A 25,674-nucleotide genomic window follows, 5' to 3' on the forward strand; every position below is an offset into this window, starting at 1 on the left:
AAACATGGATTTACAGTTGCCCGAGTGATACAAACGGGTGATACAAATGGTCCTGCGTATGGCTCAACCATGGCCGCATCCTAGAACTGGCGTTTTCTGGTTTCGGCGGGCTGTCCCGGCGAGCCTTCGCGATGCCGTTGGCAAGCGAGAGGAACTCGTGTCGCTCGGCACGAAGGACGCCAAGCTAGCGCGCGTGAAGTACGCTCAAGTGTCGGCCGAGGTCGAAGCGCGATGGGCGAACCTACAAGATGGTCAACGATCTCTCACGGAGCGTGAAGCGCACGCTATAGCGCGCACCGCGCACGACACATGGATCGAGTGGCATCTGGACGAGCCCAGTGAGCAGTTCGCATGGACACCCCGACTGTATCGCTATCTGTGGCGTCAATCACTACCAAACCGCGGGCAGCCTGACGGAACGTTGTCGGTCGATAACCACCTCGTCCGCGCCATGCGCGAGTTTTGCTTCGCGCAAGCTGACAATGGACTTGCACACCATGGCATCACCGTTGACGACTTCAGCCGTCTAAAGCTCGCAAAAGCGATGGGCGCTGCGTTTCAACGTGCAAGTTTGACGATCAGCGAATTGGCTGAGGGACGGCACGCTTCGGGCGATATCTTTATGGCGGCAGGTTCGGCGAATGGCGAACTTGGTGGACATTCGGAAACGGCGGCCGCGAAATCCCGAACTGCCGCGGGCAAGTCGCCTCCCGTGACATTGACCGGGCTATTCGGTGAATGGTGGCGGGAAGCGCAGGCAGCGGGTCGAAAGCCCAGCACGCACGAAAGCTATCAGAACACCGTGAAAAGCTTAGCGGCCTTCCTTAAGCATGACGATGCTCAGCGGATCACGGCCGAGGATATCGTGGCTTTCAAGGACTACCGCCTAACAACGCCATCACCACGCACAGGCAAGCCTCCCAGTCCGAAAACGGTCAAAGATAGCGACCTTTCCGCCTTAAAGACGCTCTTTGGGTGGGCAGTGATGAATCGGAAATTGCCCGCAAACCCTGCTGCCGGCTTGACGATCAAGGTAGGTCGCCGGGCTCAGGTGCGTCCAAAGGGTTTTGTGGACTCGGAGGCAAGGGCAATCCTGTCAGCGGCAACTGCTTACAGCGCAGGGCCCCGCGAACACCCAAAAACTGCCGCCGCAAAGCGTTGGATCCCGTGGCTGTGCGCCTGCAGTGGGGCGCGCGTTGGTGAGATAGGCCAGTTACGTCGAGAAGACGTGCGCTTCGAAATGGATCGCTGGGTGATCATAATTACCCCAGAGGCCGGGACGGTTAAGACAAATCATGCGAGGGAGATTGTACTGCACCATCAGTTAGCGCAGTCGGGTTTCCCAGAATTTGTAAAGTCCAGCAAGGACGGGCCGCTGTTTCTGGTGCCGACACCTGATGGCGTCTGTACGATTGCCGTGCGACCAGCCATGCCAATTGATCGCAGCCACCGGCTGGGCCTGCGCAAACGCGATCGCGAAAGGACACCGTCATGCCGAAACGGCCCGACATCAACCGACACCGACCGCCAGCCTTGGGTGCTGGCGCGGCGCCGGCACATCCTTCCGCAATCGCATCTCATCGGGGCCTTCGGGCCCCTTCTTCGTTTCTGGAGCAAGAGCACAATGCCAGCTGAAACAGCAGCAGTCCGTAAGACAGTAGCCAACGGGGCAGGAGACACCCTGCCCGCTTTGATCGTTCTTGGATTGGACGATAGCGGCAAGGCGCATGCCTCATGGTTCGACGATGACGAGGCGGACACCGCTCGGTCGGCCGCCAGCCTGATGGGCATGCGATCCCTGACCGCCGATACCGAGGCCCTGCAGACCATCGCTGCCCGCTTGCCGCATGGACGAATCTTCCCAAGCGGCAAAGCCTTCGTGCCCTTCGTCAAGGCAGCCGTCTACGAGCAGCTGGCCGGCATGCTGCCGAAGGGAGAGGCCGGACCGCTGCGGCTGGTTCCCGGATCGAAGGGCAAGGCGGCCGATCAAGCCAAGGGAGTGGCCAGAGGTGCAGCCAAGGCGTCGGCGGTCGGTGCTGGATCAGGGGGCCGTGGTGGCGCGACCGGTGATGCCGGTGCGTCCAGCGGCAGCGATGATCGTCCGGCCGACTGGCAGAAGCTGAAGGCCGGCAGTGTGGTCCTCATCACCGAGGGTGATCAGGAGGGCTGGTTCGAAGCGGTCATCGTTCAGGACAAGGGCGACGGTGCCTACACGCTGAAGTGGCGGGACTGGCCGGAAGAGCCGACGCAGGTGCGCCGCCGCCACCAGATTGCCCTGCTTCCCCCGGTGGCCACATGAGGACCCCTGCCATGACCAAACCTCAAGCATCTTTAAGCGAGGAGGCCCGCAGCGATGCGGGCCTGCCCACCGCCCAGCGCCATGAAGTCATCGCCGCGCTGAACGATCAGTTCCGCCAGACCCTGCAAGGCGGGGCGGTGTTCATGACGGCCAGTGTCGCCAAGATCTCCAGCGTTCGCCTGCGCCGCATGATGGAGGCCATTTGCGCCTTTGATGGCTTCTGCGAAGAGCAAGACCCCTTTGGCGAGCATGACCTCGGTTCCATAAAGGACGAGGGCGAGCGGTTCTTCTGGAAGATAGACTACTTCAACCCATCCATGCAGCTCGGCTCGGAAGACCCTGCCGACCCCGCCCTCACCCTGCGCGTCATGACCATCATGCGGCCGGAGGAGTACTGAGATGGGCCTTTCCCAACATGTACGAAGTCGGGCTGCGTCAGCGACTTTCGGTTTTGGGCTTGCGGCCAGCGCGCAAGGACGGCGGCGGCGGTGCCCCCTCCAGCGGTTGCTTGACGAGATCGGCAACGGAAACCTCAAGCGCCTTGGCGATGGCCTCGAGCGCGGCGATGGTCAGGTTCTCCTTCGCCCGTTCGATACGGCCGATGTAGGAGCGATCGATGTCGGCCGCCAAGGCGAGGCGTTCCTGCGACATCCCTTTGGCGACGCGCAGGACGCGAATGTTGTAGCTGATCGAATCTCGGGTGCTCATGACACCGAGAGAGACGACATTGCGGGCTTGAAAATTGACAGACTGACAATCCCCTATTGCGACAAACCACGTCGCTCACAGCCCGGACCTCAGTCATCCATCATGAGATTGCTTTCACGCATGCACGCCGCCCTACGGTGTTCCCGGCCTTGGCAAGCGACAATCGCCACAGGTCTTGCCTTGGCACTGCTGATACCGTTCGGCGCGCGGGCGCAGATCAGCGACGAGATGCGCATCGGCAGTTGGCGGCTGATCCCCTACGAGGGACTTGGACCGGGGTCGTGCCTCTTGATGACAAACTCGCCAGACAAGGACTCGCTCATCGCCTTCGTGAATGACGAAGAGAAGCTGCAGTTCGGCTTGCTGACCTTGTCGAAGGACCTATCGGGCGCGAACCGTGCTGCCATGGACCTTCGTCTGGACGGTAAGGCTGCACCGATCTCCGGCATTCGCTCGTTCGACGAGTCGGTCGTTCTGTTTCGGCAAGCGGCCGATGCCGAGCCTTTGGACGACCTGATGGTGTTGACGGACCGTGTCGAGGTTCTTGGCCGCGACTTCGTCGCTCGGTTCGAACTCAACCGGACCTTGGCGGCTCTGACGGAGCTTTGGCAGTGCTTCGGCACGCAGGGCGAGCCTCATGGCGACGTCGATGCACTGGAGGCAGAGATACGCGCACAACGTGGCATCGCACCATCTACATCGATCACGAGCGGCCTCGACGCTGCCATTGATAGGATGTCTGCGACCGTTCCAATTGCCGCGCAGTTCGTTTGCGAGGTCGGCAGTTCGGCGATGATGGGCATTCCCGACATATCCGGCAGGGATCAGATGAACGAGCTGACGGTGTCGGTGACCAAGGACGGGAGCGCGACGATAAACGGCACATCAGTGCCGGCCGCCAGCCGACGCAATTCGCCGGACGGAAGCCTGTCGCTTGTCGCCTATGAGGCAAAAGCGGTTATCTCGGCCCTGCAAGGTTCGGTCGGCTCGGCACCCCCGGTCCTTGGCCTCAGCCCGCAGCAGCTGGAAGCCTATCAGGCATTCCAAGGCATCGGCCGACAGATGACCGGCATGGTCATGGGCAATCGCGCCCGCTTCATGCTCGTCAACCTCGCCCAGGACGCCATCACCTTCTTCGACATCGAGGCCGATGATCGCCCGACCAATCAGCAAAGCCCCTTCTGCATTCGCACGCAGTAGGCCCCCTTCCCTCATTCCGACGCCCCCGCGATCGCGGCCTGAAGGAAGGCCGACCAGTATGAGTGCATACCTTTCGGCCATGAGCCAATACACCACCTTCTCCGGCCGGGCGTCGCGGCCGAGTTCTGGAAGTTCACCGGCATCTACATGCTGGGCGCCCTGATCATCATCTGCATCGAGACCTTCGTGCTCGGTGTACCAGAGGACAGCATCACCGTGTTCTACGCGATCTACATGCTGGTGCACGTCCTGCCCGGGATCGCCGTTACGGTTCGACGCCTGCATGACATCGACCGCAACGGGGCATGGTTCCTGCTCCTGTTCACCGGCATAGGCATCATCGTGCTCCTGGTGTTCATGCTGACGCCGGGCGTACCCGGCCCGAACCGGTACGGGGCCGCGCCCGAAGCCTTTGCCGAGCCGACCGGGCAGCGCATCGACCCGCACGATCACCGCATCGACCCGCATGCCCACGCCCACGCCCCCGAGCAGCCTCACCAGCGCGCGCCAGCCGCCCAAGGCGACCCGATTGCCGAAATCGAGCGCCTTGCCCACCTACGGGCCGCTGGCGGCCTCACCGATGCCGAGTTTGAAGTGCTGAAGGCGCGTGCCCTGTCGCGGCTGACCGAGAGCTAGGCCATGACCGACGAGGAACTCGGCATTCTCATGATCATCGGGCTGGTGATCTTCATCGGGTTCCTGCCGGTGTTCATCGCCTTCGTGCGCGGCCATCCGAACCGATGGCTTATTCTCATTCTGACCGTCGTCGCCGGGGCGACCTTGGTCGGATGGCTGATCGCCCTGATCTGGTCGATTAATGCGATATACCGGAGCCAAGGCCCAATCGCCAACGGCGGGGAGTCCGGCCTGAACCTTTTCGCGAACGATGTCCCAGCCCGCGCGACAGAACCCAAAGTGCCACACCCCGCACCGCCGAACAGGAAAGGTGCGCCGGTCGAAGCCATTGCCGGTCAACTGGAGCGGCTCGCGCAACTTCATCAAACCGGATGGTTGACCGACACGGAGTTCGCCTCTGCGAAGTCCGCGCTGCTAGCCCGGCTCTAACGCGTCGCCGACGCATCTTCAGCCTGCCATCGAATTCCCATGCAGCGTTTCGCTGGAGCCCGACCTTCTTACGCTTGCCTAGATCCTCGGTCGCGATCGCGATCCAGCCTTACGTTTTGCAATCGGGCACAGCGGCCCGGAGTGTATTGCGGAGCGCGAGAATCCCCACCCCGCTCAGTCCTGTGCGCTTGCATGCCGCTGACGGCGCCGCCGATATCGAGCCCGAATGATTGAAACGCCCTTCGTCCGCCGCCTGTATTTGAGAGCTACACTGCGGCAACTACAACCGACCTTCGGAATCGACTATATGCGCTACGGCCACTCGCTTGTTCGCTAATATTGATCGCTCCAGCTTATGTCTCTTGCGGCACAAAGATTATCTCACTACTCGGCTCAATGAAAGAGGCTTTATAATTCATCCGCAATTAGATAAATATTTCATGCATCATGTATGACGAAAACGCGCCTAATAGGCTACGACTTCTTCCGTGCCAAGACAAACGGAAATCCGATTATATCTTCATCTCGTATCAGCATAATTCGAGGTGCCGCAAGGCTATCGAACATGGCCATGACATATCCCTGCGGAACACTTGCATTATATAAAATGGTACTCGGGTTGCAATTAAAACAATCCCATACGTAGGTCTTATTCCCCGGCGTATAGATCGTTGCCTCATTGACCTCAATTCTATATTCTATTCTGATACCGTCGATAAGCAAACTGTATTCATTCTCGAACAAATTTACTATATCCTCTTCAGTTACATTTTTTGTCGCCATCAACGCATGAAACGTCTCTTTAAATGAACTCTCCGCATTATAAATAGTGCGGCCAAAAATCTTACGCTCATATCCAATGGGTTCTGCAATCATCCTTCCATTGCGCCATATTTCCCCAGTTTCTGTTACGCGCATGTTGTCGCCGCCAACCGCCACTACACGAACAATTTCATATTCTGGCGTCAGGTAGGAAAAAAATGACCTAGATAATAGGTTGCACTTTATAAAAACCGGATCAAAGGAGACTTTGACCTTGCTGTCCTCATAATGCATAGGCCTCTCGGATGTCCGCAAAATGTTGTTTTTACAATTCGCAAAATCGACGAGCGCCAAGTCACCGCTCTTTATTGGTACATAATCAAAGTACGACGTGTTATATCTGTAGGTTTGACCAAAACGCACGTTTGGTTCCATACGATATGAGTAATACGAAATGCTCAGATGGTTCGTCGCATACCTAGAAATCAGCGCATCGGTGTAAAATCCCAATACAGAGGCAATAAACACTGACATAATGGTTGCCAATACGGGCAATCCTAAAAAGTAAACCCCAAGCAATACCCGGGCATCCAAAACCTGCAGCACATACATGGATTGCCTTGAGTTATCACTAAACGAAAATATCAAATTAAAAATATCAAACCGCGAGAACGAATTAGGTATGAAGTACCCCCCGTAGTTTGCCAGTATGTGGGTGAGATGGGGCGGGGTCGGTAGATACTGTCGCTCTCCATCGAATGCCTCCCACGAGTTGGATGTCAGACTGACCCCATGTCCGCCCGCGCTGCCAATCACAAAATTTTCCACCTGAAACGTATCGCTCAGCCTAATTTGGGACATGATCGACATCGAAAATGCTGATATCAAATAAACTATTGAGAATGAGTATAGAAAAGCTCTAACGCAATAGATGAATTTAATCTTTAAACCGAAGAGGATCGTCACAATCCAAACGGTTACAGATGTGCCGATTGCGTTCATTAAACTCACACCAGCAAATTTTAGTTCTACACCAAATATGCTTGAATTAAAGACGTGCTCGAGATAACTCTGCGGTACATATATTTCGATTAATTCAACGGCTGATATATAATTTCCCAATAGCACGGCTACGGACGTTGTCGTCGCGAAGAACACCCACGCAGGAAGGCCACGCCCGTTGCGATCGCGCAGAAAATCATTCCGAAATGAAGGGGAAAATAGTTTTCTTAGAGTGTATAAATACTCAAAAATCGGTTGCAATATCCAACGCCGCATCAGCTCCAGTAGCTGAGATGATTTTTGTAATTCGATAACTTTTAAGTATAGATTTTTAAATATGTCGTTTAATGTAAGCCTTGTTATATTTATCAGTCTTGATACTGCTCGCATCAAATCCACTCACCACGTCGACCATGTTGAACGACCAAAATGAATTCCAGTAGCTTCAACTGCAATTATTCAAACGGTACGATCAACTACTCACTCAGAGAGTATCCTATATATCTGCATTCGCGAGCAGGACATCTCGTTGGCGATCTGAGTTACCGGTACTGCTTTTGCCGTAAGTTCGATTACCCTCGCTCGGTTTACCCGCCGCTTTCCACCTTTATAGATACCCTTTAACTTACCACGCGCAATGCCTTCTCGTTGCCGCTCCTTGATAAAACGGCGTTCCATCTGGGCGACCATACCCAACACGGTCAAAACCAAGTGCCCCATCTCGCCTCGGGTCGAAACGTGCGGGTCAAGCACGGTGACGAACGCGCCTCGCTGTTCGCACTCGTGGATGACGTTCAGCACATCGCGCGTGTCGCGACCAAGCCGATCAAGGCGGGTCACTACCAGTTCATCATCTGGCCGTAGGAAGTCGATGATCGTCGCGAGCTCAGCGCGCCCTTCACGCTTTGCGCCAGATGCCTTTTCAGAGCGGATGATCGAGCATCCCTCGGCGGTGAGCTTCGTCACCTGAAGTTCGAGATCCTGATCGAGCGTGCTAACGCGTGCATACCCTATGCGTGCCATGTGTCACCTCAAGCTTTACGCCTGAGGCTACCAAGTCACAAATAGTCGCCGTCAACTCGGACGTTACGATTGCGACATCACACCGTGCGGGTCACATCCGGGTATACAGTGAAGTTTCGCGATGGCAGCTTGCGACCCATTTTTGCCCTGCGGACGGCTTCCCTCGCCGCCCGAGACTTGCTGTTAGTTCGGTTCCCCGCCAACGAGCCAGACGCTTTGCGGTAACGCCCAAGGCAATTCGAGAAATGGCTTTGGAGATTACGGGCCAACAATTCCCGAATGGATTCTGCGACGCTTCTTTGCTTCCCTTCGGCGTCCCCCAACAGGCGCCTGTTTCGTATCAAGGCAGAGGGAGATGCTCGTGGATCATACCTATTACGACTTTGTTGCAACTTTCCGCAACTGGCTTGTGAAAGTGAATTCGGTTCTGATGCGGCTGCAACTTGACGTGCCATTCGCAGTAGAGTGTCCGCCCCAATAAAAGTGTCTCGCGCGCCTGCCGACTCTCCCTGTGCCCTCGAACGTCCGGGTTCTCGGGCGCAGCCGTGATACCTAACCCCGCAAAGCGAAGTTCAATGATATGATTACTAGGTCTTGCGTCAGGATCGAGCGGCCGCGCTTCGCCAGGAGCTAGAGCTGGTGGTGGTGACATGAAAACCCAGAAGCCCCAATCGTTCAGAATTTCCAAAGCCCGCTGAACGCGCTGTCGCGATGCCAGATAGCCCCCGGCGAGGTGATGATCGGCGCTAGTGAGAACCCCGTCTACAAAGTGCAGGTCTGGATAAGCGCGTGATGAGAACTGCGCAAGGCTTTCAAGCGAGTCGCCGTCGCGTACGATCATGTCCCGCCAGAAACGCGCACGACCCGGTTCATTTGATACGAAGTGTGTCTCGACATTGCCAGAGGCGGTACTCGTAACAACCACATCCGAGGCGCGTAGAGTCAGCGACGCGGACGGCACTCCAGAGCGGAGCGAGTAATGGACCCAAGCGATGTCTTCGTTGATGACCGAAGGCGCGCCTCCGATCGAGATCATCGCATCTTCGAAGCCTGCTGGCCAGAGTTCGGAGTCGGCATAACGAGGTGCCCGCATCAACCACGCAGTCAATTCTTGAGAAAGCTCGCGGGGAAGCGGGAGGGGAGAATCCACGGAGAAAAGGTCCCACAGCGTTGCTTCGCCATGCATGCGACGAGTTTGGAAGTCATCGCCAATAGAGACTGCCTCTCCTCGTTCACGCGATGTTTCGACGAACGCTAACGCATGGTCAATGAGTTCCTCGACCTCGGCGGGGCTCAATCCATGAAAGTCCCAATCTGCTCCGTTGACGACGAAGCTCATGACTGTTGCATTCCCGGCCCGTGCTCACGAATCTGCATCTTCCGGTCTGACCGCCTGATCCGCCCAAGTGCTGCCACGTCGATCTGGTACTGATCGAAAAATCCCTTGGGCCAATCGGAAAGGTTGCCGGTGTCGCCGATGGCCAGAGTCGAGAAAACCGGGCCTTCTTGTACATCGCCATCGTCGCCGAACCAATGGAGTATCGCCGAAGCGGCGTCGAGATAGCTGTGCTCGGCGACGGCTCGACGGATACCGTTAATGACATGATCAGAATGTGTCTCGATAAGGACCTGCACGCCATGGCCTGCTAGCCACGCCAAGAAAACGCCCATGCGAGACTGGCCCGCCGGATGTAGGTGTGCCTCAGGGTTTTCGACGACGAGAAGTCCGCCTTTCTCGGCGATCAGTCCAGCCAATATTATTGGGAGAGCATAAGTAATACCGAAGCCCATATTCGTAGAACGCACCCAAGCAGATCCCGGCGTCCTGAAACGAAGCTCGGCCACTGTGCCGCCCGGCGCGCGCTCACCGGTGACCTCAATTGGGCGGGCGATCTCGCTTAACCACTGCTCGACTTCATATTTCAGTAGCCGCGGAGATGATGAGCTATATAGCGGATGACTGCGGTCGACCGCCTCTATTAGGCGGTCGCCTAGAACACTGAGAACATGTGCGCAGAACTCGCCCTGGACGCCGACCTCAAGCTCGGCTTCTGGTAGAGAAGAAGCAGCGGAGAACCCTCGTGGCCCCAGCCGTTCAGCGCTGATAAAAGTAAACGCGCGGGGCGTTCCGGAAAAGGCTTTCAGCAGTTCTACTGGCCGTTCCGCGATATCGAGGTAAAGAGCTTCCTCAGATGGAACGCTGAACCGCCAGGTAGCAATCTCAGTCGTCGTCCCCCTAAACGCGATTTCGATCGGACTCTTTGACTGCCAATTGAGCACCTCCTCGGCCGTGCCAAGTTCGAGGCCAAACGGACCGTTGAGACTTATAGCGGCAGATTTCGTTCTGGACGCTTCGGCTGCCACCAACACTGACTGCAATAAGGAGGTTTTGCCAGAGCCGTTCAATCCAGCCAACACTGTCAGAGGTGCCATCACAAACTGTTCGTGTGCGAAGCGTTTGAAGCCGCGTATCTCTGTCTTAATAATCATCTCAACGCGTCCGCGAGGATGTTGCGGGTTTGTTGCAGGCGGTAGGAAACGCGATTTGGATCGCCTGTACTCACAGTCACCGCTCGTAGATACTCTTGCTCGACAAATGCGGACCTGAACGCAGCAATGATCTCCTCGCGACGCTGAAGCATTGCGTCAAGCGGATGATCGGCAAGCGCGTTGGCCTGTGCCTCAAACACCGCACGATTGATAGGACCGCGACGGTCAGCTCCCAATGGCCAGCGCCGGAACGCAGCAATTCCGAGGACCTGTTTTGCGGCAACCATCGCGCGCAGAAATGCATCCTCAAGGTGTTCAAGAGCTTGATCTGAAATAGCCGTCTCAACCGCCCCGTCGATCCGCTTCGTGAAATTCATTAAGAAGGCGTCAAGGCTTGCGAACTGTCGATACTCCTCGATAGAGCTGGCCCGAAATGCACAGAAGCGCAAGACGAGCTCGCGATTTGCCATTCGGCCGCTGTCGCGAACAACCGCTCCTCCTGGGGACTTCTTCCAATAATGATGTTCGGTAGCTGCATCGAAAGCATCGCTTTCAGCGAGGCGCCGAATAAACTCCCGAGAGCGAATTGCGCTCATCGCGTGTCTAATTTCCTGCGCTGAAAGCGGACTTCCGAGCGTATTCACGCGATTGAAAATGTCGTACTTTACTTCATCGGGAGTTTGGGGTTCAATAATATGCACCACAATCTGTGTGCTTCTGAACCGACGAATGGCTGCTGTATCGAGTTGCTCGTAGAGCATGCCGTCTAAATCGTACAGATACTCAAGATCCGATGCGGACAGCCTGTGCCCATTCCGCATGAAGAGCGCTATTGTCGATAGACGCTGAACTCCGTCGACTACTTGATACCTGCCAGATTCTGACTGGTTGAAATAGAATGCAGGCAAAGGAATTCCCAGCAGAATGGACTCGATTAATCGCGTCCGCTGCCGATCTTTCCAGACGTATTCACGCTGGAAATCGGGGGAAAGGTCGATGTCGTCGTCTTCGATCTGCCCCATAACCTCGCGGAGCGTGAACGATTTCGTGGTGATGCGGATCTTGCCTGGATCCCATGGCTTGAGTGTTTCCGCGTGGCCGCCGACGTCCTCCGCATTGTCAAAGCCATCAACGTCCTCGTCCGGAACCGTGCTCCGAACTATTTCCTCGCCCATTCATCCTATCCCATCTCAATACGATAACACTTGCGCTTCTGTCGCCCGCTTACCCTAAGCCGCTATTCGTGCACATCACAATGCCCTTAGCCGCTGCGGCCACCAAATCCTGACACCCTCGCCGTTCAACGTCCGCTTGGCCGTGCCACTTCAAGAAGAGCACCGACAAATCAAGTGGAAAATATCATTCATTGCGTATCTCTGCCGGGTTCGCATTTGTGAGGTCCGCCTTTACCAATGACATTGTTACTCAGAATCGAATGATCAGTGGCCTGGAGCGGCAACTACTGGATAGTGCGAATCAATGCTGGTGATCCCGTCCGGGGCGCGACGGGGATGCCACGAATGGCCACCTTACCAGCTCTATCGTCCTGAAGCTGACCGTCTGCAAAACACGCCGCAGTTGCCGGTCCGCTAGTTTCAGTGGAAGCCGTCGCTAACGAAATGCGCTAGGCAGCCTATGCAGTCGTTCTCCTGCACCAAGTTGCTGTCAATACGATCATTGGTCTACTTGCCGTTTGCTACAGCACGGTGATACAAAGCCCATAGGTTGGCATCTGATAAGTCATTGTTTCAAATTGGCATAAGCGCGTCCGGGCCCGATCCTTTCCTGGGCACCAATTCCCCTAATTGTTCAGGGAAGCCAAGAGTTCAGCCACATCACGGACTTGCGATTAGCCCGAGTGATACAAACGGGTGATACAAATGGTCCTGCGTATGGCTCAACCATGGCCGCATGCCAAGACCGATGTTTTCTGGTTCCGACGGGCTGTCCCGGCGAGCCTTCGCAACGCCGTTGGCAAGCGAGAGGAACTCGTGTCGCTCGGCACCAAGGACGCCAAGCTCGCGCGCGTAAAGTACGGCCCGGCTCCTGGCATTTGGCTGAACNGCCAAGACCGATGTTTTCTGGTTCCGACGGGCTGTCCCGGCGAGCCTTCGCAACGCCGTTGGCAAGCGAGAGGAACTCGTGTCGCTCGGCACCAAGGACGCCAAGCTCGCGCGCGTAAAGTACGGCCCGGCTCCTGGCATTTGGCTGAACGGCAGCTTTCGGCGGAGAAGCCGCCTCCAGAGGAGCTCGCTCATCCGAGCTCGTCGCGGAGCCAATCCAGAACCGCTCGCGTCTCGTTGCGCTTTCCACCCCGCATTCCGTGAAAGATCGAAATCTCAGTCGGACGCATAAGGACTTCTGCACCTAGACGGACCAATTTACCCTCCCGCATCAGGCTTTCGACCGTTCGCTCCCAGCCAAGTGCGATCCCTATGCCAGAGATGGCCGCCTGCAAGACGAGGGGAAAGCTGTCGAACCTTACGATGCTTGAGTTCGCAGGCAAGGCCTCGTTGAAAGCGGCGAACCAGTCCGGCCAATCCAACCAGTCCTGCGGAACGACACGATAGGACAGGAGCGGATAGTTCGCGAGGTCGCAGCGCTCGATCGGAAGAGACGCTCTTGACACAAGTTCTGGCGAGGCAACAGGAAAGATCGCATCGCTGGCGGTGAAGGCCAGCCGGGCCGACCCCGATGGGCGTCCGGTGGTCTGGAGGGCGATATCGAACGGCTCCGAAGCTTCCGTGATCGGCCGAAGCGAGCTCGAAATACGTAGCTCGATATCCGGATGTCTCTCATGGAAGAGTGAAAGGCGCGGCATCAGCCAGTAGAACGCCTCGCAAAGCTGACAGCGGAGGACCACGCCACCGGAATGAGACGCCCCGCGGAGGCGGGCGACTTCGTCCGCTATTTGGCCCAGTGCGTGACCGACGACGCGGCCGAGGGCTTGCCCCTGCTCAGTCGGGAAGACGGTGCGGTTGCGTCGCTCAAAGAGCGTCATCCCCAGATCGGCTTCCAGCGCCGCAATCTGCTTCGTCACGGCCGTTTGCGTGAGACCCAGTTCGCGAGCCGCCGCAGTGAAGCTTTCGTGCCGTATAGCCGCTTCAAACGGGCGCAGGCGCGAAAGTGGCGGCATAGATCGAACATCCATTCCACGACCTCATGCATTGGGGGCCATTTTTCATTTTATATATGTCCGCAGACGAGCTTTCCATGTGTCCATGGCATGGGTCACGACAATCGTCTATTCGGTATCCCCGCGATTAAGAGGAATAGCCGCGATCGTTCTCGCGGTGTTCCTCCTCTCGCTTTCGGACGCATTGGTGAAGCTCGCGGGCGATCGGTTCGGACTAGCACAGCTCATCCTTCTGCGTTCGCTCGTCGCCGGAGGACTCATTGGCGCCGGATTCTGGATCGTCTCCGGGCTGCGCGCCCTTCGCGCGAAACGCTTGGGATGGGTGTCAGCGCGAAGTCTCTGCCTGACGGCCATGTGGGCAACCTACTATGCCGCTCTTCCATCCATGTCTTTCGCGCTTGCCGCCGCCTGTTACTACACCGCTCCGATCTGGATGGCTCTGATGGCGCGCTTCTGGCTCGGAGTCGCGATCGGCACGAATGGATGGGCCGCTATCGGGTTGTCGAGCCTTGGCGTTCTCCTCGCGGTGAACCCGGCCGTAGAACAGTCGACCTTCGCTGTGCTCCTTCCGCTCGCCGCCGCGATGTTTTACGCACTTGCGGGTACGATCACCTGGAGGTGGTGCCGGAACGAGACGGCAGGAGCAATGGCGTTCAATCTGAACCTCTGTCTCGTGGCGGTCGCCGGACTTGGCATCCTCGCCTTGTCGCTCTTCCGCCCGGGGGACGGCGAAGGGTTCGTCCTTGCACTCTGGCCTGAACTGTCAGCACCGGATTTCAGCCTCGCTGTGATCCTCGGGGTTCTCCTCGCCTTCATTACAACGACAGTCGCGCTCGCCTATCGCTTGGCGCCCACGCCGCTCGTCGGGATCTTCGATAATTCCTATCTCGGCTTCGCAGCTCTTTGGTCCGCACTTCTCCTCGCGGACACACTCAATCCGGGAGAGGCTGCCGGCATCGTCTTAATCGCAGCCGGTGCTTTGCTGATGAGCCGTCGCAATACGACGAAGGAGTAAGATATCTTCGATGGAGCCAGAGACCCGAAGCGAACATTCGCCACGCGACGCCCAAACGTCCCATTTGGGGTCGGTTGCTCAAGCTCCCCGCCAAAAAAGCTCTCGCCGTCACTACAGTGGTCTCACACGAACCGCATAAGAAGGCATACGGAGCAACTTCAGCAGAGGATTGAAATTATCTCTGCGTAACCCGCACCGGCGCGAATTGTTTCCCCCTCTTCCCTTCCGACGAGTTGACGCGCCATTGGAGACAGGTAGGAGATTCGTCCCTCGCCGGGATCGGCTTCGTCAATTCCGACGACCCGAAAGACGGCAATTTGTCCGTTGGGGCGCCGAATCGTAACGGCGTGGCCGAACTGAACGAAATGGCTGTCTTCTCGCGGTATCACCACTTCGGCCGTCGAGCGACGAGCGCGCCAGTAGCGCAGGTCCCGCCGGATCATGGCGACGGCGATCTTGTTGCCTGCGAACTGAGCCTCTTCCAATCGGGTCTGACCTACTTCGATCGCTTCGTCCAGCAACGCAAGGCCACGTACTGTCACGAAGTTCGGGTCAGTGCCGAGGTCACGTTCCGGCAGGCCTTCGACCTGATCTTCGTTGGGCTCTTTGACGAACGCAACGCTCATCGCCTGCTCCTCTCCGTCCCGCCGGTTTTGGTACGCCTCCGTAATCTCCATATAGGTTGAGTTCACGTGACCCGGAAGTGGAAAAGGCCAGCTTCTCTATCATCGACGATTTCGCTGCGCAGGTCGGCGGCGACGGTTCGAGCCTGCAACGAGAGCGACAGGGCGTCCGCCGCCTGAAACCGCCAATCCCGCTCAAGGTCGGCGGGAACACCTCGCGGAACGAAAAACTCTCGACGTCCACAACAAGAAAATAAACTACCTCCAAAATCTATTAATTTTATAGACTTTAATGCGGTGACGAACATGAGGTCATTTCGATGCCGCAGACACCTTCCAATCCGATCCAACTGGGATCCAGCCTTCCGGACTTCGTCCTGCCGACGCACGATGGCGGACGCATAACCCCGGCCGACTTTGCCGGGGCCTCGGCGCTTCTGGTGGCCTTCATTTCCAATCGGTGCCCCTTCGTCGTACTGATCCGCGAAGAGCTCGCGGCCTATGCCCGCGATTACGCGGAGAAGGGTGTCGCGGTTCTGGCGATCAATTCCAACGATGCGACCCTTTACCCGGAAGAAGCGTCGGCGGCGCTGGCACGCGAGGCGAGCGAACAAGGCTATGCCTTCCCCTATGTGAAGGACGCGACGCAGGACGTCGCGCGGGCATTCCTGGCAGCCTGCACGCCAGACCTCTTCCTTTATGATGGCGCGCGCCGCCTCGCCTACCACGGCCAGTTCGACGACGCGCGTCCAGGCAACGGCAAGCCGGTGACGGGAGCGGATCTGAGGAGGGCAAGCGACGCCATCCTGGCGGGTCGCTCGCCCGTTGCGGCGCAGCTTCCGTCCATCGGGTGCAATATCAAGTGGCTTCCTGCCGAGATCCTGCCGGACCAGCGCAAGGCCTCCTGATCGCGGCGCCAACCTTTGCAACACATCTTCAGTCAGGAACGCCGATGGCAACGGCCCGTAAGGACAGATCGCTACCCAATGGCACCGTGCTCGGCTGTGACGTCCTGGTTGTCGGCGGAGGGCCGGCAGCGGCCTGGGCGGCTTTGTCCGCAGTCGAGGCGGGTGCCCGTGTCGTGCTTGCCGACAAGGGCTATTTTGGCACGAGCGGCGCGACGGCCCCGTCCAATACCGGCACCTGGTGCGTGCCCCCGGGCGAAGCCCGCGCAACAGCGGTGGATGCCCGCTGGAAGAAGACGGCCGGGCTTGCCGATCGCCGCTGGATGATGCGCTGCGTCGATACCTGCTACGAGAACCTGTCCCGGTTGGTCGAATGGGGATACCCGTTCCCCAGCGACGATGGTGGAAACCTGTACGTCGCCAACCTGCGCGGTCCCGATTACATGCGCTTCATGCGCGAGCGCGTGTCGAAGGCGGCCGTGCGTATCCTCGACCATCACCCGATCCTTGAACTTATCGGCGACGGCGCATCCATATCGGGTGCCGCCGGCATGGCGCGCGCCAATGGGCACGATTTCCGGATCGAGGCCAGGGCCGTGGTGCTCGCCACCGGCGGATGCGCCTTCTTCGAGCGCATCCTTGGCGGAACGGGCCTGACCGGCGACGGGCATCTTTTTGCGCTCGAGGCAGGGGGCGCCTTGTCCGGAATGGAATTCAGCGGGAAGTACACGCTCGCCCCCTACGGATCCTCCGTCAACAAGGGGTTGCCCTTCCGTTGGGCGAGCTTCTACCGAGAAGGCGGCACCCCTCTTGTCGGCCCGGACGGCGCACATTTGACGAATGGAATAGGCGGAGCCGAACAGGCCATAGCCGCGGCCCTGATGGAAGGACCGGTTTTCGCCCGGCTCGATCTGGCAAACGCTCCCCTGCGCGATGCACTCCGCCGGGGGCAACCCAATTGCTTTGTCCCCTATGACCGGATGCGGCTGGACCCGTTCGAGGATCGCTTCCGTATTGAGTTGAAATACGAAGGGACCATCCGCGGTACGGGCGGAATCCGGATCGCCTCCGCCGAGTGCGCTGCCGGCGTCGCCGGCCTGTTCGTCGCCGGCGATGCTGCAAGCCGCGAAAACGTGACCGGTGCGATCTCCGGCGGCGGTGCCATCAACGCCTCCTGGGCAATGGCGAGCGGCTGGTGGGCGGGCCACGGCGCGGCCTGCTTCGCGGCCCGGCGGCCGGGCATCGACTCCGGGCGGCTGACACCCCTCGGGCGGACGGGGCTCCGCGGCGCAAGCAGCGCCCGTCCCGTCGATATCGCGGCGGCCGCGTCGCTGGTACATGCCGAGATTGCGCCGCTTGGCAAAAGCTACATTCGCGATGCCGCGACCTTGCGGGAAAGCCGGAATACCGTAGACGCGGTCTGGCAGGACCTCCATGACCACCTGGAGGCGACCGGTCGCGAGCGGCTGCGTGCCCGGGAACTGGTAGCGGTGACAGCTGCAGGCCGCGCCACGCTGGCAGCCGCCGCTTCGCGCACGGAAAGCCGGGGCGTTCATCGCCGCGCGGACTTCCCCGGCGAAATGCCCGGCATGGCGCGCCGCATCATCGTATCCGGCGTGCAATCCGTCTCGGTGGAGCTGGAAGCGGCGCCCGAGGCGATCGGTAGCGGGCTCGCATCATGATCGAGATCGTCTCCGAGGCACGCTGCATCCGCTGCGATATCTGCGAACGGGTCTGCCCTGCCTTCGTCTTCGAACGGGATGAATCCGGACTTCCCTTCATCGCAAGGCAGGATGACTGCCAGACCTGTTTCCTCTGCGAAATCTATTGTCCCACCGACGCGCTCTACGTGGCCGAGCTGGCCCACGGGCCGACCGGCATCAGCGAGGCGGAAGCCGAGGCGGCCGATCTCTTCGGCAGTTATGCCCGCGCTCTCGGATGGCGGCGTGGCCGCTCCGGCGGCATCGCGGACGATCCTACACATCGCCTCCGGATGGCGCAGTCATGAAGTTCGAGAGGAGAAGCCCATGGACCGAATAACCGTGAGCGACGTCTGCAAGACGTTTCGCCTCAGGCCGGGCCAGAGCGTGACACTGGATGGCCGTAGGAGCGATCGGGTCGAGGTTCTGGCTGGTGTCGATCTTTCAATCCGCCAAGGGGAGTTCATTACCCTCGTCGGCCCTTCGGGCAGCGGCAAGTCGGTCCTGCTCGACGTCATCGCCGGATTGACGGATGCGACGTCCGGCAGCGCGCAGATCGACGGGCGCTCTGTGACGCGACCTCACGCCGATACGGCCTACGTCTTCCAACAATATGCCCTGTTTCCTTGGCGGACGGCCATCGAGAACGTCGAGTACCAGCTCGAGGTTCGGGGCGTTGGAAAGGCGGAACGGAGGGAGCGGGCTCTCCACTTCCTCAACCTCTTCGGTCTGCGAGGCTTCGAGGATCGCTATCCCTCGCAGCTGTCGGGTGGCATGCAGCAGCGCGTGGCCATCGCGCGCTCGTTGTCCAGCGATCCTCAAGTCCTGCTGATGGACGAACCCTTCGCCGCGCTGGACGCACAGACGCGCGATATCCTGCAGATGGAGCTTTTGCGCATATGGGAGACGATCCGTACGACCGTCGTCTTCGTCACTCACTCGATCGACGAGGCCATCTTCCTTGCCGATCGCGTCGTGGTCATGACGGCACGTCCGGCCCGGGTGAAGGAGATCGTCAAGATAGACCTGCCGCGCCCGCGCGACATCGAATGTCGAAACGGCGCGGCTTTCAACGACTATCGCGGCCATGTCTGGAATGCCCTTCGGGATGAAGTCCGCAAGGCCCAGGCCGACTGGTCCCTCGCCTCCGGCTTCGAACATTGAGGACCCGGTCATGACCTATGCATCATCCGCCAAGGGCGGCGAAACGCCATTTCCGACGAATAGGCGACTTCGGTTCAGCGTGGCCAACTCGGCCTTGCGGGCTACCGCAAGCACGATCGGCTACGGGCTCCCAGCGATGCTCGCATTCGCCCTCCTCTGGGAGATGGCGCCCCGGCTGGGTTGGATCAACGCGTTGTTCTTCCCGCCGCTCAGCCGGGTCCTGGCCAGCCTCGGCGACATGATCGCCAGTGGCCTCATCGTGCGGCATCTGGGAATCAGCCTGCAACGTGCTGCCATCGGCTTCCTGCTCGCCGTCGCGGTGGCCATCCCGCTTGGGCTCCTGATGGGCCGTTACACGCTATTCGAGCGCATGAGCGACTTTCTGGTGCAGACATTGCGCAACACGTCGCAGTTCGCCCTGCTTCCCGTCTTCATCCTGGTGCTGGGCATCGGCGAGGCGTCCAAGATCGCCATCACCTTCTATGCCGCCGTGTTCTTCCTGCTGGTCAATACCATCGTCGGCGTCAAGTCGACCGACCCGCTGCTCCTGAAGGCCGCACGCTCGATGGGCACGTCGGACTGGGACCTGTTCCGCAAGGTGATCCTGCCGTCGGCGATCCCGTCGATCGTGGCCGGCGCGCGACTGGGCGTAAAATCCTCGCTTTTCTCGGTGATCGCGGCTGAGATGCTGGCAGCGCAATCGGGCATCGGCTTTCTCATCCAGAACTCGTCTCTGATGCTCCAGACAGACCGCATGTATGCCGGCATTCTGACGCTGACGATCGCCGGGCTTCTGCTCAATTATGCTCTCGTCGCCTTCGAGCGTCGCGCCACGCGCTGGCAGCCGCACGGTGACGAAACCGACTGACTCGCTCTCAATTCAATCCAAACGGAAGGCCGTTACCCATGCGCACGACCAAACCTCTTCTCACGCGGCGCCTGTTCTCCGCCACTCTTGCCGCCGCAGTCGCCGTCGGCGCCCTTCCCCTGGCCGGGGCAGCGTCCGCGGCCGATGACAAGCCGGATGCCATACGCATCGGCTCCACGGCGCCGGGGCATTTCAAGTTCATCCTGTTCCGCCACCAGAAGCTTCTCGAGAAGGAATTCGAGGCGGATGGAATTCCGATCGAACTGACGACGTTCGACGGCGGCTCCGCGGCGTCTGTGGCACTAGGGTCCGGCGCCATCGACGTCACTTATATCGGCAACAACCCTTCGCTGCGGTTGGCGGCGAGCGGCGCCGACGTCAAGCTTGTCGGGCTTTCAAGCTGGCTGCCGTCTAACGAGACCCTTGTGCTCACCCGCGCCGACTCCGACATCCAGACGCTTGCCGACCTTGAAGGCAAGCGTGTCGGTTATCTTGCGGGGACGGTTCGCCACTCGACATTCGCCAAAGCGCTGGAAGCACAAGGATTGTCGATCGACGATGTCGAAAGCCTGAATATCAGCATCGAAAACTCCGGGCCCGCCCTCGCCCGAGGTGATATCGACGCGATCGTGGAGGGGCAAGGTCCCGCCCAGCGTCTTGTGGAGGCGGGTCAGGCACGCATCGTCTTCGATGCGGCCAAGGACGGCCGGCCCGAATGGGCAGTGCCGCACGCCATCAGCGTCAACGGCGATTTCGCCCAGCGCTATCCTGACATTGTCGAGCGGATCCTCAAGGTCGACATTGCTGCGGCCGAGTGGGTCGAAGCCAATCCGGAAGAAGCCATCTCGATCTTCGTCCAGGAGACCGGCAACAGCGAAGCCGCCGTTAGGGCGACATACGCGGATGGTCGTTTCCACCAGAACCCCGAGATCACGCCGGCGGCCGTGGAAGCCCTCAAGGGCGAGGAAGCCTTCATGGCGAAGGCCGGCCTGCTGCAGGGGTCGATCGACTACGATCGCTGGATCGACCGATCCTTCTTCGAAGCGGCGACGGCCGAGCGCACTGCCGGCAACTAAGTCTTGCGGAGCGCACCGACCAACGATACCGGCCCGGGGGAGCGGGCGGGGCGTCCGCGCCTCGTCGCCGGCATCGTCGCCATCGCCTTCTTCATGCAGATGATCGACGGAACGATCATCGCAACCTCGCTGCCCGCCATGGCGACCGATTTCCGGACCAACGCGATCTCGCTCAATGTCGGTTTCACGGCCTATCTTCTGGCGATGGCGATCTTCATTGCGCCATCCGGATGGCTGGCGGAGCGCTTCGGCGCCCGACGGGTCTTCCTTTGGGCGACGATCCTCTTCACCGCCGCGTCGCTGGCCTGCGCGGCGGCGGGCTCGCTCGCCTCCTTCACGCTGGCCCGCCTTGTGCAGGGCGCAGCGGCGGCCCTTATGGCACCGGTCGGGCGACAGCTCGTCCTGCGCGGCGCGCAGAAGCACGAGCTTGTCCGCACCATCGCGATCATCACCTGGCCGGCGCTGATCGCCCCCGTCATGGGCCCACTTCTCGGCGGGTTCATCACCACCCATTTCGGCTGGCGGTGGAACTTTCTGATCAACCTACCCATCGGCGTTGCTGGCGCCGTACTGATCCGTCTTTTCATCCCTGCGGATGAAGCACGCACGGCCCGTCGGTTCGATTGGGCCGGCTTTGTGCTGTCCGCCGGGGCCCTCGCCGCTCTTGTTACCGGCCTGGAACTCTTCTCGCATGAGGGGCGCGCCGGGCTGGCGCTGTCGCTTGTCGCCGTCGCGACGGCAACCGGCATGCTGGCGATACGCCACATGAACCGTAGTCTGGCGCCGTTGCTGAACCTTGAGGTGTTGCGGGTCCGGACATTCGCTCTCTCGGCCTTGTCCAGCGGCATCCTGACACGAAGCGCGATCAACGCGACGCCCTTCCTGCTGCCGCTTCTACTGCAAGTCGGATTGGGTCTCGACCCGGTCGCCACCGGCTCGCTGATCCTCGTCTATTTCCTCGGCAACCTTGCGATGAAGGTAGCCACGACCGTCTTCCTTCGGCTTCTGGGTTTTCGGACGCTGCTGGTCTTCAACGGCGTCCTCGCTTCGGCCCTCGTGGCCTGTCTTGGGTTGATCGGCCCGGACGCCGGCAATCCGCTCCTGTGGACGGTTCTGTTTGTAGCCGGATTAACGCGGTCGATGCAGTTCACCGCGCTGAATACCATTGCCTTCGCCGACATTGAGGCTCGCCAGCGGGGTGACGCGGCCACCATATCGGCCATGTCTCAGCAGATCTCCCAACTTCTGTCCATCGCAGGATCGATTGCCGTCATACGGCTGATCCACGCGTTCGACCTTGTCGGACCAAATCCAGAAGCGGCCGCGTTCGCCCTTGCCCTCATGGTGATGGGAGCCATCGGCATCGCATCTTCGCTAGCCTTCCTGCGCCTGCCGGCCGATGCCGGCCACGAGGTATCCGGCTGGCGAGCCTGACAATCATGCAGTTCGCCGAACGCATTGAATATGCGACTTGCGAGATAGACTCGGCATCCCGGAATGCGCTCGCCGCCCGCGTGGGCGCACAGGGAATCCGGGCGGGTACGGTGAGCCCGTAAGCGCATGCGTTTGCCAAGTGGCCGAACATAGCGTATGCACACCTCATCGATCTTGTTGCGAACGATGTTTCCGCGCTCAGCGCCTTCGCACCCTCCTCTTCAATTTCGAGCAGCATGGCGACGGCTCCCGGCCGGGCGCTGGCACATCACGCCGGTTGAACGGAATTCATCATGGCAACTGGAACAGTAAAGTTCTTCAACACCGCAAAAGGCTTCGGCTTCATCGAGCAGGATGGTGGAGGCGCCGATGTCTTCGTCCACGCTTCGGCCGTCGAGCGCAGCGGAATGAACAGTCTGGTAGACGGTCAGAAGATCAGCTTCGACGTCGTCAAGGACCAGCGGAACGGCAAAAGCGCCGCCGAGAATATCCAGAGCGCCTGAAGCCGCTTACCCTGCGCGCTCGGCTTGGATATGGGAGGGGGCTGATGTCAGGCCCCTCCCCGCGAAGTCGATCCCATGATTTCGGCAACCGCAATCGGCCTGCTTCTGCCAGGCGAAGAAGCCGCTACGGCTGACATCTTTCGGGACGATCCAGGCCACTCAGCCTAAAGATGCTTGTGAATGACCGTCCGCAGCGTGGACATGTCATGCAGGGCCGCAAATCCCTTCTCCCGCCCATGCCCCGATTTCTTCATGCCGCCAAACGGCAGTTCGATGCCGCCGCCGGCGCCGAAGGCATTGATGTACACCTGTCCCGCCTTGATGGCACGCGCGACGCGCAACGCCCGGTTGCCGTCAAGTGACCAGACAGCCGCCATCAATCCATAGGACGTGCCGTTCGCCAGGCGCACGGCGTCGCCCTCATCATCGAATGAAAGCACCGAAAGCACGGGGCCGAACACCTCCTGCATGGCCAACTCGCTGTCGCGTGGCACCGGGCCGAATATGGCTGGGGCCACGAAGAAGCCTTCTGCCGGAACGCCGTCCGCTATCCTCCCCCTTGCCAGAACCGGCACACCGGCACTGTCCGCCCGTTGCAGGAAGCCTTCGATCCGATTTTTCTGGGTGGCGTTGATCACGGGGCCGAGGTCGAGGTCCATATCCGGAGTACCGGCAGTCAGGGCTGAGAAGCGCGATGCCAGCGCCTCGACGACACGGTCGTAGATCGCGCGCTCGACCAGGACGCGCGACCCGGCCGAACAGGTCTGCCCGGCATTCTGCACCATGGTCGAAGCGATTACGCCGACTGCCGTCTCCAGATCCGCGTCGGCGAACAGGATATGTGGCGACTTGCCGCCGAGTTCGAGCGTGCAGCCGATATGGTTCTTCGCAGCGGCAGTCTGGATCAGCGTTCCCACTTCCGGCGAGCCGGTAAAGGAGATGAAGTCGATATCCGGATGGCTCGAAAGGGCGCTTCCGGCATGCTCGCCAAGGCCGGGCACCACGGCGATTGCGCCCTCGGGAAAGCCCGCTTCCGCCGCAAGTTCAGCAAGTCGAAGCGGCGTCAGGCAGGCATCTTCGGCAGGCTTGACGATGCAGGCATTACCCATCGCCAACGCTGGCGCCACCGTGCGGCCGAACATCTGCGCTGGGTAGTTCCACGGTATGACATGGCCCGTCACGCCGTGCGGCACGCGCTCTGTCGACACGAAATGTCCCGGCAGGAAGGGGATCGTTTCGCCATGAACCTTATCGGCCGCGCCCCCGTAGAACTCAAAGTAGCGGGCCGTGGCCACCATGTCGGCCCGCGCCTGTTTCATCGGCTTGCCGGTGTCGCGCGCCTCGATCAGCGCCAGCTCCTCCGCATGGTCGGCTATGGCGATGCCGAGCCGCGTCAACAGGCGGCCGCGCTCGAATGCCGCCATGCGGCCCCACGCGCCCGCTTCCAGCGCATGTCGTCCGGCCTTGACCGCGCGGTCGACATCGTCGGCATTGCCCGCCGCGACCTCGGCGAAGGCGACACCCTCGGCCGGAGCCACGACGGGGAGGTAGGCGCCGGATGCCGGATCCTCCATGCGGTTGCCGATGAAGACGCCATGGCGCTCAGTCTGCGGGGCGGTTTGTGGAGCGTTCATGGCGCTGGCCTCGTCGATGTTGGAGAATGGGATTTGCCGTACCGGCGGGTCAGGTCAGGTCCATCGCCTTCGGCACATAGGTGAAGGCGCCGCCGCTCGGGCGAATATTGCCGATGCCGGGGAACGGAAAATGATAGCCGATCATCGTCAGCCGGTCGCTCGACGCGCGGTCGAACAGCGCCTTTCGCGTCGCCGCTGCCTGTGACGGATCGGTGTCGAAGGAGAATTCCCATTCGGGCTGCCGGAACAGAAGGGCGTAATGGTGCACGACATCGCCGACGAAGAGATAGGTCTCGCCGCCAGAATCGATCAGGTAAGAGGTATGCCCCACCGTGTGACCGGGGGTGGACAGTGCCGTGATGCCGGGCAACACCTCGCGCTCGTTTTCCACGAAGATCATGCGATCCTGGTTCGGGATGAGGTTGCGCCGTGCGCCGCGCACGAAATCGGGCAGGAAGCCGGACGCGGACAGCTTGCCCTCGTCGGTCCAGAAGTCGAAGTCGGCCTTGCTCATGTAGATCTGCGCATTCGGGAAGTTGCGGCTGTCGTCGTCGGCCATGATGCCCCAGCAGTGATCCAGATGCGCATGGGTCAGGATGACGGCGTCTATGGCGGCCGGGTCTATTCCGGCGGCGCGGATATTGTCCAGCAATCGGCCGGATGCGGGGCCGAACGTCTTGGCCGTGCCCATTCCCGTATCGAACAGAACCAGCTTGTCGCCGGTCTTCAGGATCATGGCGTTCTGCTCGAGCATCATCGGCTCGACGGGCAGGAACTCCTCATCGAGGATGCGGCGCACCGTCTCCGGGTCGGCGTCGGGAAACTGCTCGAGCGCGCTGCCGAGGTTCAGGCGCCCGTCGGAAACGATCGTTGCCTCGAAATCACCGATGGGAAAGCGGTACCAGGCGGCGGGCTTGTCCGCGCCTTGCGCCGTCGCCGCATGGCCCCGCATTGTAAAACCGCCCGGAACCGACGCCGCCAGGCCGAACGCTCCGACGCCCAGCAACAGATTGCGGCGGCTGGTGGCGAATCTGGAGATACCCTGCATGTTTGTTCCTCCCCCATGA

The 25,674-nt window shown here is 59.9% G+C and carries 25 protein-coding genes and 2 pseudogenes; 16 read left to right on the forward strand and 11 right to left on the reverse strand.

Annotated features, from left to right (window positions below; all coding sequences use genetic code 11):
• The first annotated feature begins 58 nt into the window (after positions 1-58).
• Positions 59-2,299 (forward strand): DUF6538 domain-containing protein, encoded by a 2,241-nt coding sequence (locus NDN16_RS17240; protein WP_353050228.1) that lies wholly within the window; start codon positions 59-61, stop codon positions 2,297-2,299.
• Positions 2,296-2,697: a DUF3768 domain-containing protein gene (locus NDN16_RS17245; RefSeq protein ID WP_251114698.1), complete on the forward strand. Its 402-nt coding sequence runs from the start codon at positions 2,296-2,298 to the stop codon at positions 2,695-2,697. The genes NDN16_RS17240 and NDN16_RS17245 overlap by 4 nt, the downstream gene beginning before the upstream one ends.
• A 37-nt stretch (positions 2,698-2,734) precedes the next feature.
• Here NDN16_RS17245 and NDN16_RS17250 read toward each other — a convergent pair whose 3' ends face one another.
• Complete coding sequence (locus NDN16_RS17250; RefSeq protein ID WP_251114699.1) at positions 2,735-3,007, reverse strand: helix-turn-helix domain-containing protein; 273 nt, start codon at positions 3,005-3,007, stop codon at positions 2,735-2,737.
• Positions 3,008-3,127: 120 nt separating this feature from the next.
• On the opposite strand from NDN16_RS17250, the gene NDN16_RS17255 reads away from it, so the two are divergent.
• From NDN16_RS17255 to NDN16_RS17265, 3 genes are all read left to right on the forward strand, one after another.
• Complete coding sequence (locus NDN16_RS17255) at positions 3,128-4,207, forward strand: hypothetical protein (protein WP_251114700.1); 1,080 nt, start codon at positions 3,128-3,130, stop codon at positions 4,205-4,207.
• An 87-nt stretch (positions 4,208-4,294) separates the two neighbouring features.
• On the forward strand, positions 4,295-4,843 hold the full coding sequence (locus tag NDN16_RS17260; protein WP_353050229.1) for a DUF805 domain-containing protein: 549 nt from the start codon (positions 4,295-4,297) through the stop codon (positions 4,841-4,843).
• A gap of 3 nt (positions 4,844-4,846) precedes the next feature.
• Positions 4,847-5,272 carry a superinfection immunity protein gene (locus NDN16_RS17265; protein ID WP_251114702.1) on the forward strand — a complete coding sequence of 142 codons (426 nt, stop codon included), beginning with the start codon at positions 4,847-4,849 and terminating at the stop codon, positions 5,270-5,272.
• 474 nt (positions 5,273-5,746) lie between these two features.
• Here NDN16_RS17265 and NDN16_RS17270 read toward each other — a convergent pair whose 3' ends face one another.
• From NDN16_RS17270 to NDN16_RS17290, 5 genes are all read right to left on the reverse strand, one after another.
• Complete coding sequence (locus NDN16_RS17270) at positions 5,747-7,435, reverse strand: hypothetical protein (RefSeq protein WP_251114703.1); 1,689 nt, start codon at positions 7,433-7,435, stop codon at positions 5,747-5,749.
• 81 nt (positions 7,436-7,516) lie between these two features.
• A complete protein-coding gene (locus tag NDN16_RS17275) occupies positions 7,517-8,059 on the reverse strand; it encodes a recombinase family protein (protein ID WP_251114704.1) in 543 nt (180 codons plus the stop codon).
• A gap of 340 nt (positions 8,060-8,399) precedes the next feature.
• Positions 8,400-9,398, reverse strand: coding sequence for a hypothetical protein (locus tag NDN16_RS17280; protein WP_251114705.1), 999 nt, complete (start codon positions 9,396-9,398; stop codon positions 8,400-8,402).
• Positions 9,395-10,549, reverse strand: a complete 1,155-nt coding sequence (locus NDN16_RS17285) for a DUF3696 domain-containing protein (protein ID WP_251114706.1) — start codon at positions 10,547-10,549, stop codon at positions 9,395-9,397. Before NDN16_RS17285 ends, NDN16_RS17280 begins: the two co-directional genes overlap by 4 nt.
• Positions 10,546-11,724, reverse strand: a complete 1,179-nt coding sequence (locus NDN16_RS17290) for a DUF262 domain-containing protein (RefSeq protein ID WP_251114707.1) — start codon at positions 11,722-11,724, stop codon at positions 10,546-10,548. Before NDN16_RS17290 ends, NDN16_RS17285 begins: the two co-directional genes overlap by 4 nt.
• A 717-nt stretch (positions 11,725-12,441) precedes the next feature.
• Between NDN16_RS17290 and NDN16_RS21135 the strand changes: the two are divergent.
• Both NDN16_RS21135 and NDN16_RS21140 read left to right on the forward strand, forming a co-directional pair.
• Positions 12,442-12,570: pseudogene (locus NDN16_RS21135) on the forward strand (DUF6538 domain-containing protein); the annotation flags it as partial.
• Positions 12,571-12,628: 58 nt separating this feature from the next.
• Positions 12,629-12,904 (forward strand): annotated as a pseudogene (locus tag NDN16_RS21140) (DUF6538 domain-containing protein); the annotation flags it as partial.
• Here the strand turns inward: NDN16_RS21140 and NDN16_RS17295 are convergent.
• Positions 12,804-13,685, reverse strand: a complete 882-nt coding sequence (locus NDN16_RS17295; protein ID WP_251114708.1) for a LysR substrate-binding domain-containing protein — start codon at positions 13,683-13,685, stop codon at positions 12,804-12,806. The pseudogene NDN16_RS21140 and the gene NDN16_RS17295 overlap by 101 nt on opposite strands.
• 85 nt (positions 13,686-13,770) lie before the next feature.
• On the opposite strand from NDN16_RS17295, the gene NDN16_RS17300 reads away from it, so the two are divergent.
• Entirely contained in the window at positions 13,771-14,700 is a 930-nt protein-coding gene (locus NDN16_RS17300; RefSeq protein ID WP_251114709.1) for a DMT family transporter, read from the forward strand.
• Positions 14,701-14,858: 158 nt separating this feature from the next.
• Here NDN16_RS17300 and NDN16_RS17305 read toward each other — a convergent pair whose 3' ends face one another.
• Complete coding sequence (locus NDN16_RS17305) at positions 14,859-15,326, reverse strand: GreA/GreB family elongation factor (RefSeq protein ID WP_251114710.1); 468 nt, start codon at positions 15,324-15,326, stop codon at positions 14,859-14,861.
• A gap of 62 nt (positions 15,327-15,388) precedes the next feature.
• Positions 15,389-15,631 carry a hypothetical protein gene (locus NDN16_RS17310; protein WP_251114711.1) on the reverse strand — a complete coding sequence of 81 codons (243 nt, stop codon included), beginning with the start codon at positions 15,629-15,631 and terminating at the stop codon, positions 15,389-15,391.
• 12 nt (positions 15,632-15,643) lie between these two features.
• Between NDN16_RS17310 and NDN16_RS17315 the strand changes: the two genes are divergently transcribed.
• The 8 genes from NDN16_RS17315 (at position 15,644) to NDN16_RS17350 (ending at position 22,973) form a co-directional block, all read left to right on the forward strand.
• Positions 15,644-16,231 (forward strand): thioredoxin family protein, encoded by a 588-nt coding sequence (locus NDN16_RS17315; RefSeq protein WP_251114712.1) that lies wholly within the window; start codon positions 15,644-15,646, stop codon positions 16,229-16,231.
• Positions 16,232-16,275: 44 nt separating this feature from the next.
• Positions 16,276-17,910 (forward strand): FAD-dependent oxidoreductase, encoded by a 1,635-nt coding sequence (locus tag NDN16_RS17320; RefSeq protein ID WP_251114713.1) that lies wholly within the window; start codon positions 16,276-16,278, stop codon positions 17,908-17,910.
• Positions 17,907-18,236: a 4Fe-4S dicluster domain-containing protein gene (locus NDN16_RS17325; RefSeq protein WP_251114714.1), complete on the forward strand. Its 330-nt coding sequence runs from the start codon at positions 17,907-17,909 to the stop codon at positions 18,234-18,236. The genes NDN16_RS17320 and NDN16_RS17325 overlap by 4 nt, the downstream gene beginning before the upstream one ends.
• Before the next feature lie 19 nt (positions 18,237-18,255).
• The gene (locus NDN16_RS17330; RefSeq protein ID WP_251114715.1) at positions 18,256-19,092 is read left to right on the forward strand and encodes an ABC transporter ATP-binding protein; all 837 of its coding nucleotides are present in this window, start codon (positions 18,256-18,258) and stop codon (positions 19,090-19,092) included.
• Between the two features lie 10 nt (positions 19,093-19,102).
• On the forward strand, positions 19,103-19,960 hold the full coding sequence (locus NDN16_RS17335) for an ABC transporter permease (RefSeq protein ID WP_251114716.1): 858 nt from the start codon (positions 19,103-19,105) through the stop codon (positions 19,958-19,960).
• Positions 19,961-19,998: 38 nt separating this feature from the next.
• Positions 19,999-21,036 carry an aliphatic sulfonate ABC transporter substrate-binding protein gene (locus NDN16_RS17340; protein ID WP_251114717.1) on the forward strand — a complete coding sequence of 346 codons (1,038 nt, stop codon included), beginning with the start codon at positions 19,999-20,001 and terminating at the stop codon, positions 21,034-21,036.
• A 3-nt stretch (positions 21,037-21,039) separates the two neighbouring features.
• On the forward strand, positions 21,040-22,470 hold the full coding sequence (locus tag NDN16_RS17345; RefSeq protein WP_251114718.1) for an MFS transporter: 1,431 nt from the start codon (positions 21,040-21,042) through the stop codon (positions 22,468-22,470).
• A 293-nt stretch (positions 22,471-22,763) separates the two neighbouring features.
• Positions 22,764-22,973, forward strand: coding sequence for a cold-shock protein (locus NDN16_RS17350; RefSeq protein WP_251114719.1), 210 nt, complete (start codon positions 22,764-22,766; stop codon positions 22,971-22,973).
• A 164-nt stretch (positions 22,974-23,137) separates the two neighbouring features.
• On the opposite strand, the gene NDN16_RS17355 is transcribed toward NDN16_RS17350, so the two are convergent.
• Both NDN16_RS17355 and NDN16_RS17360 read right to left on the reverse strand, forming a co-directional pair.
• Complete coding sequence (locus NDN16_RS17355; RefSeq protein ID WP_251114720.1) at positions 23,138-24,607, reverse strand: aldehyde dehydrogenase family protein; 1,470 nt, start codon at positions 24,605-24,607, stop codon at positions 23,138-23,140.
• Between the two features lie 49 nt (positions 24,608-24,656).
• Complete coding sequence (locus NDN16_RS17360) at positions 24,657-25,655, reverse strand: MBL fold metallo-hydrolase (RefSeq protein ID WP_251114721.1); 999 nt, start codon at positions 25,653-25,655, stop codon at positions 24,657-24,659.
• Positions 25,656-25,674 lie beyond the last annotated feature (19 nt).

The sequence above is a fragment of the Aureimonas altamirensis genome (assembly GCF_023702225.1).
GTDB classification, from domain to species: Bacteria; Pseudomonadota; Alphaproteobacteria; order Rhizobiales; family Rhizobiaceae; genus Aureimonas; species Aureimonas altamirensis_B.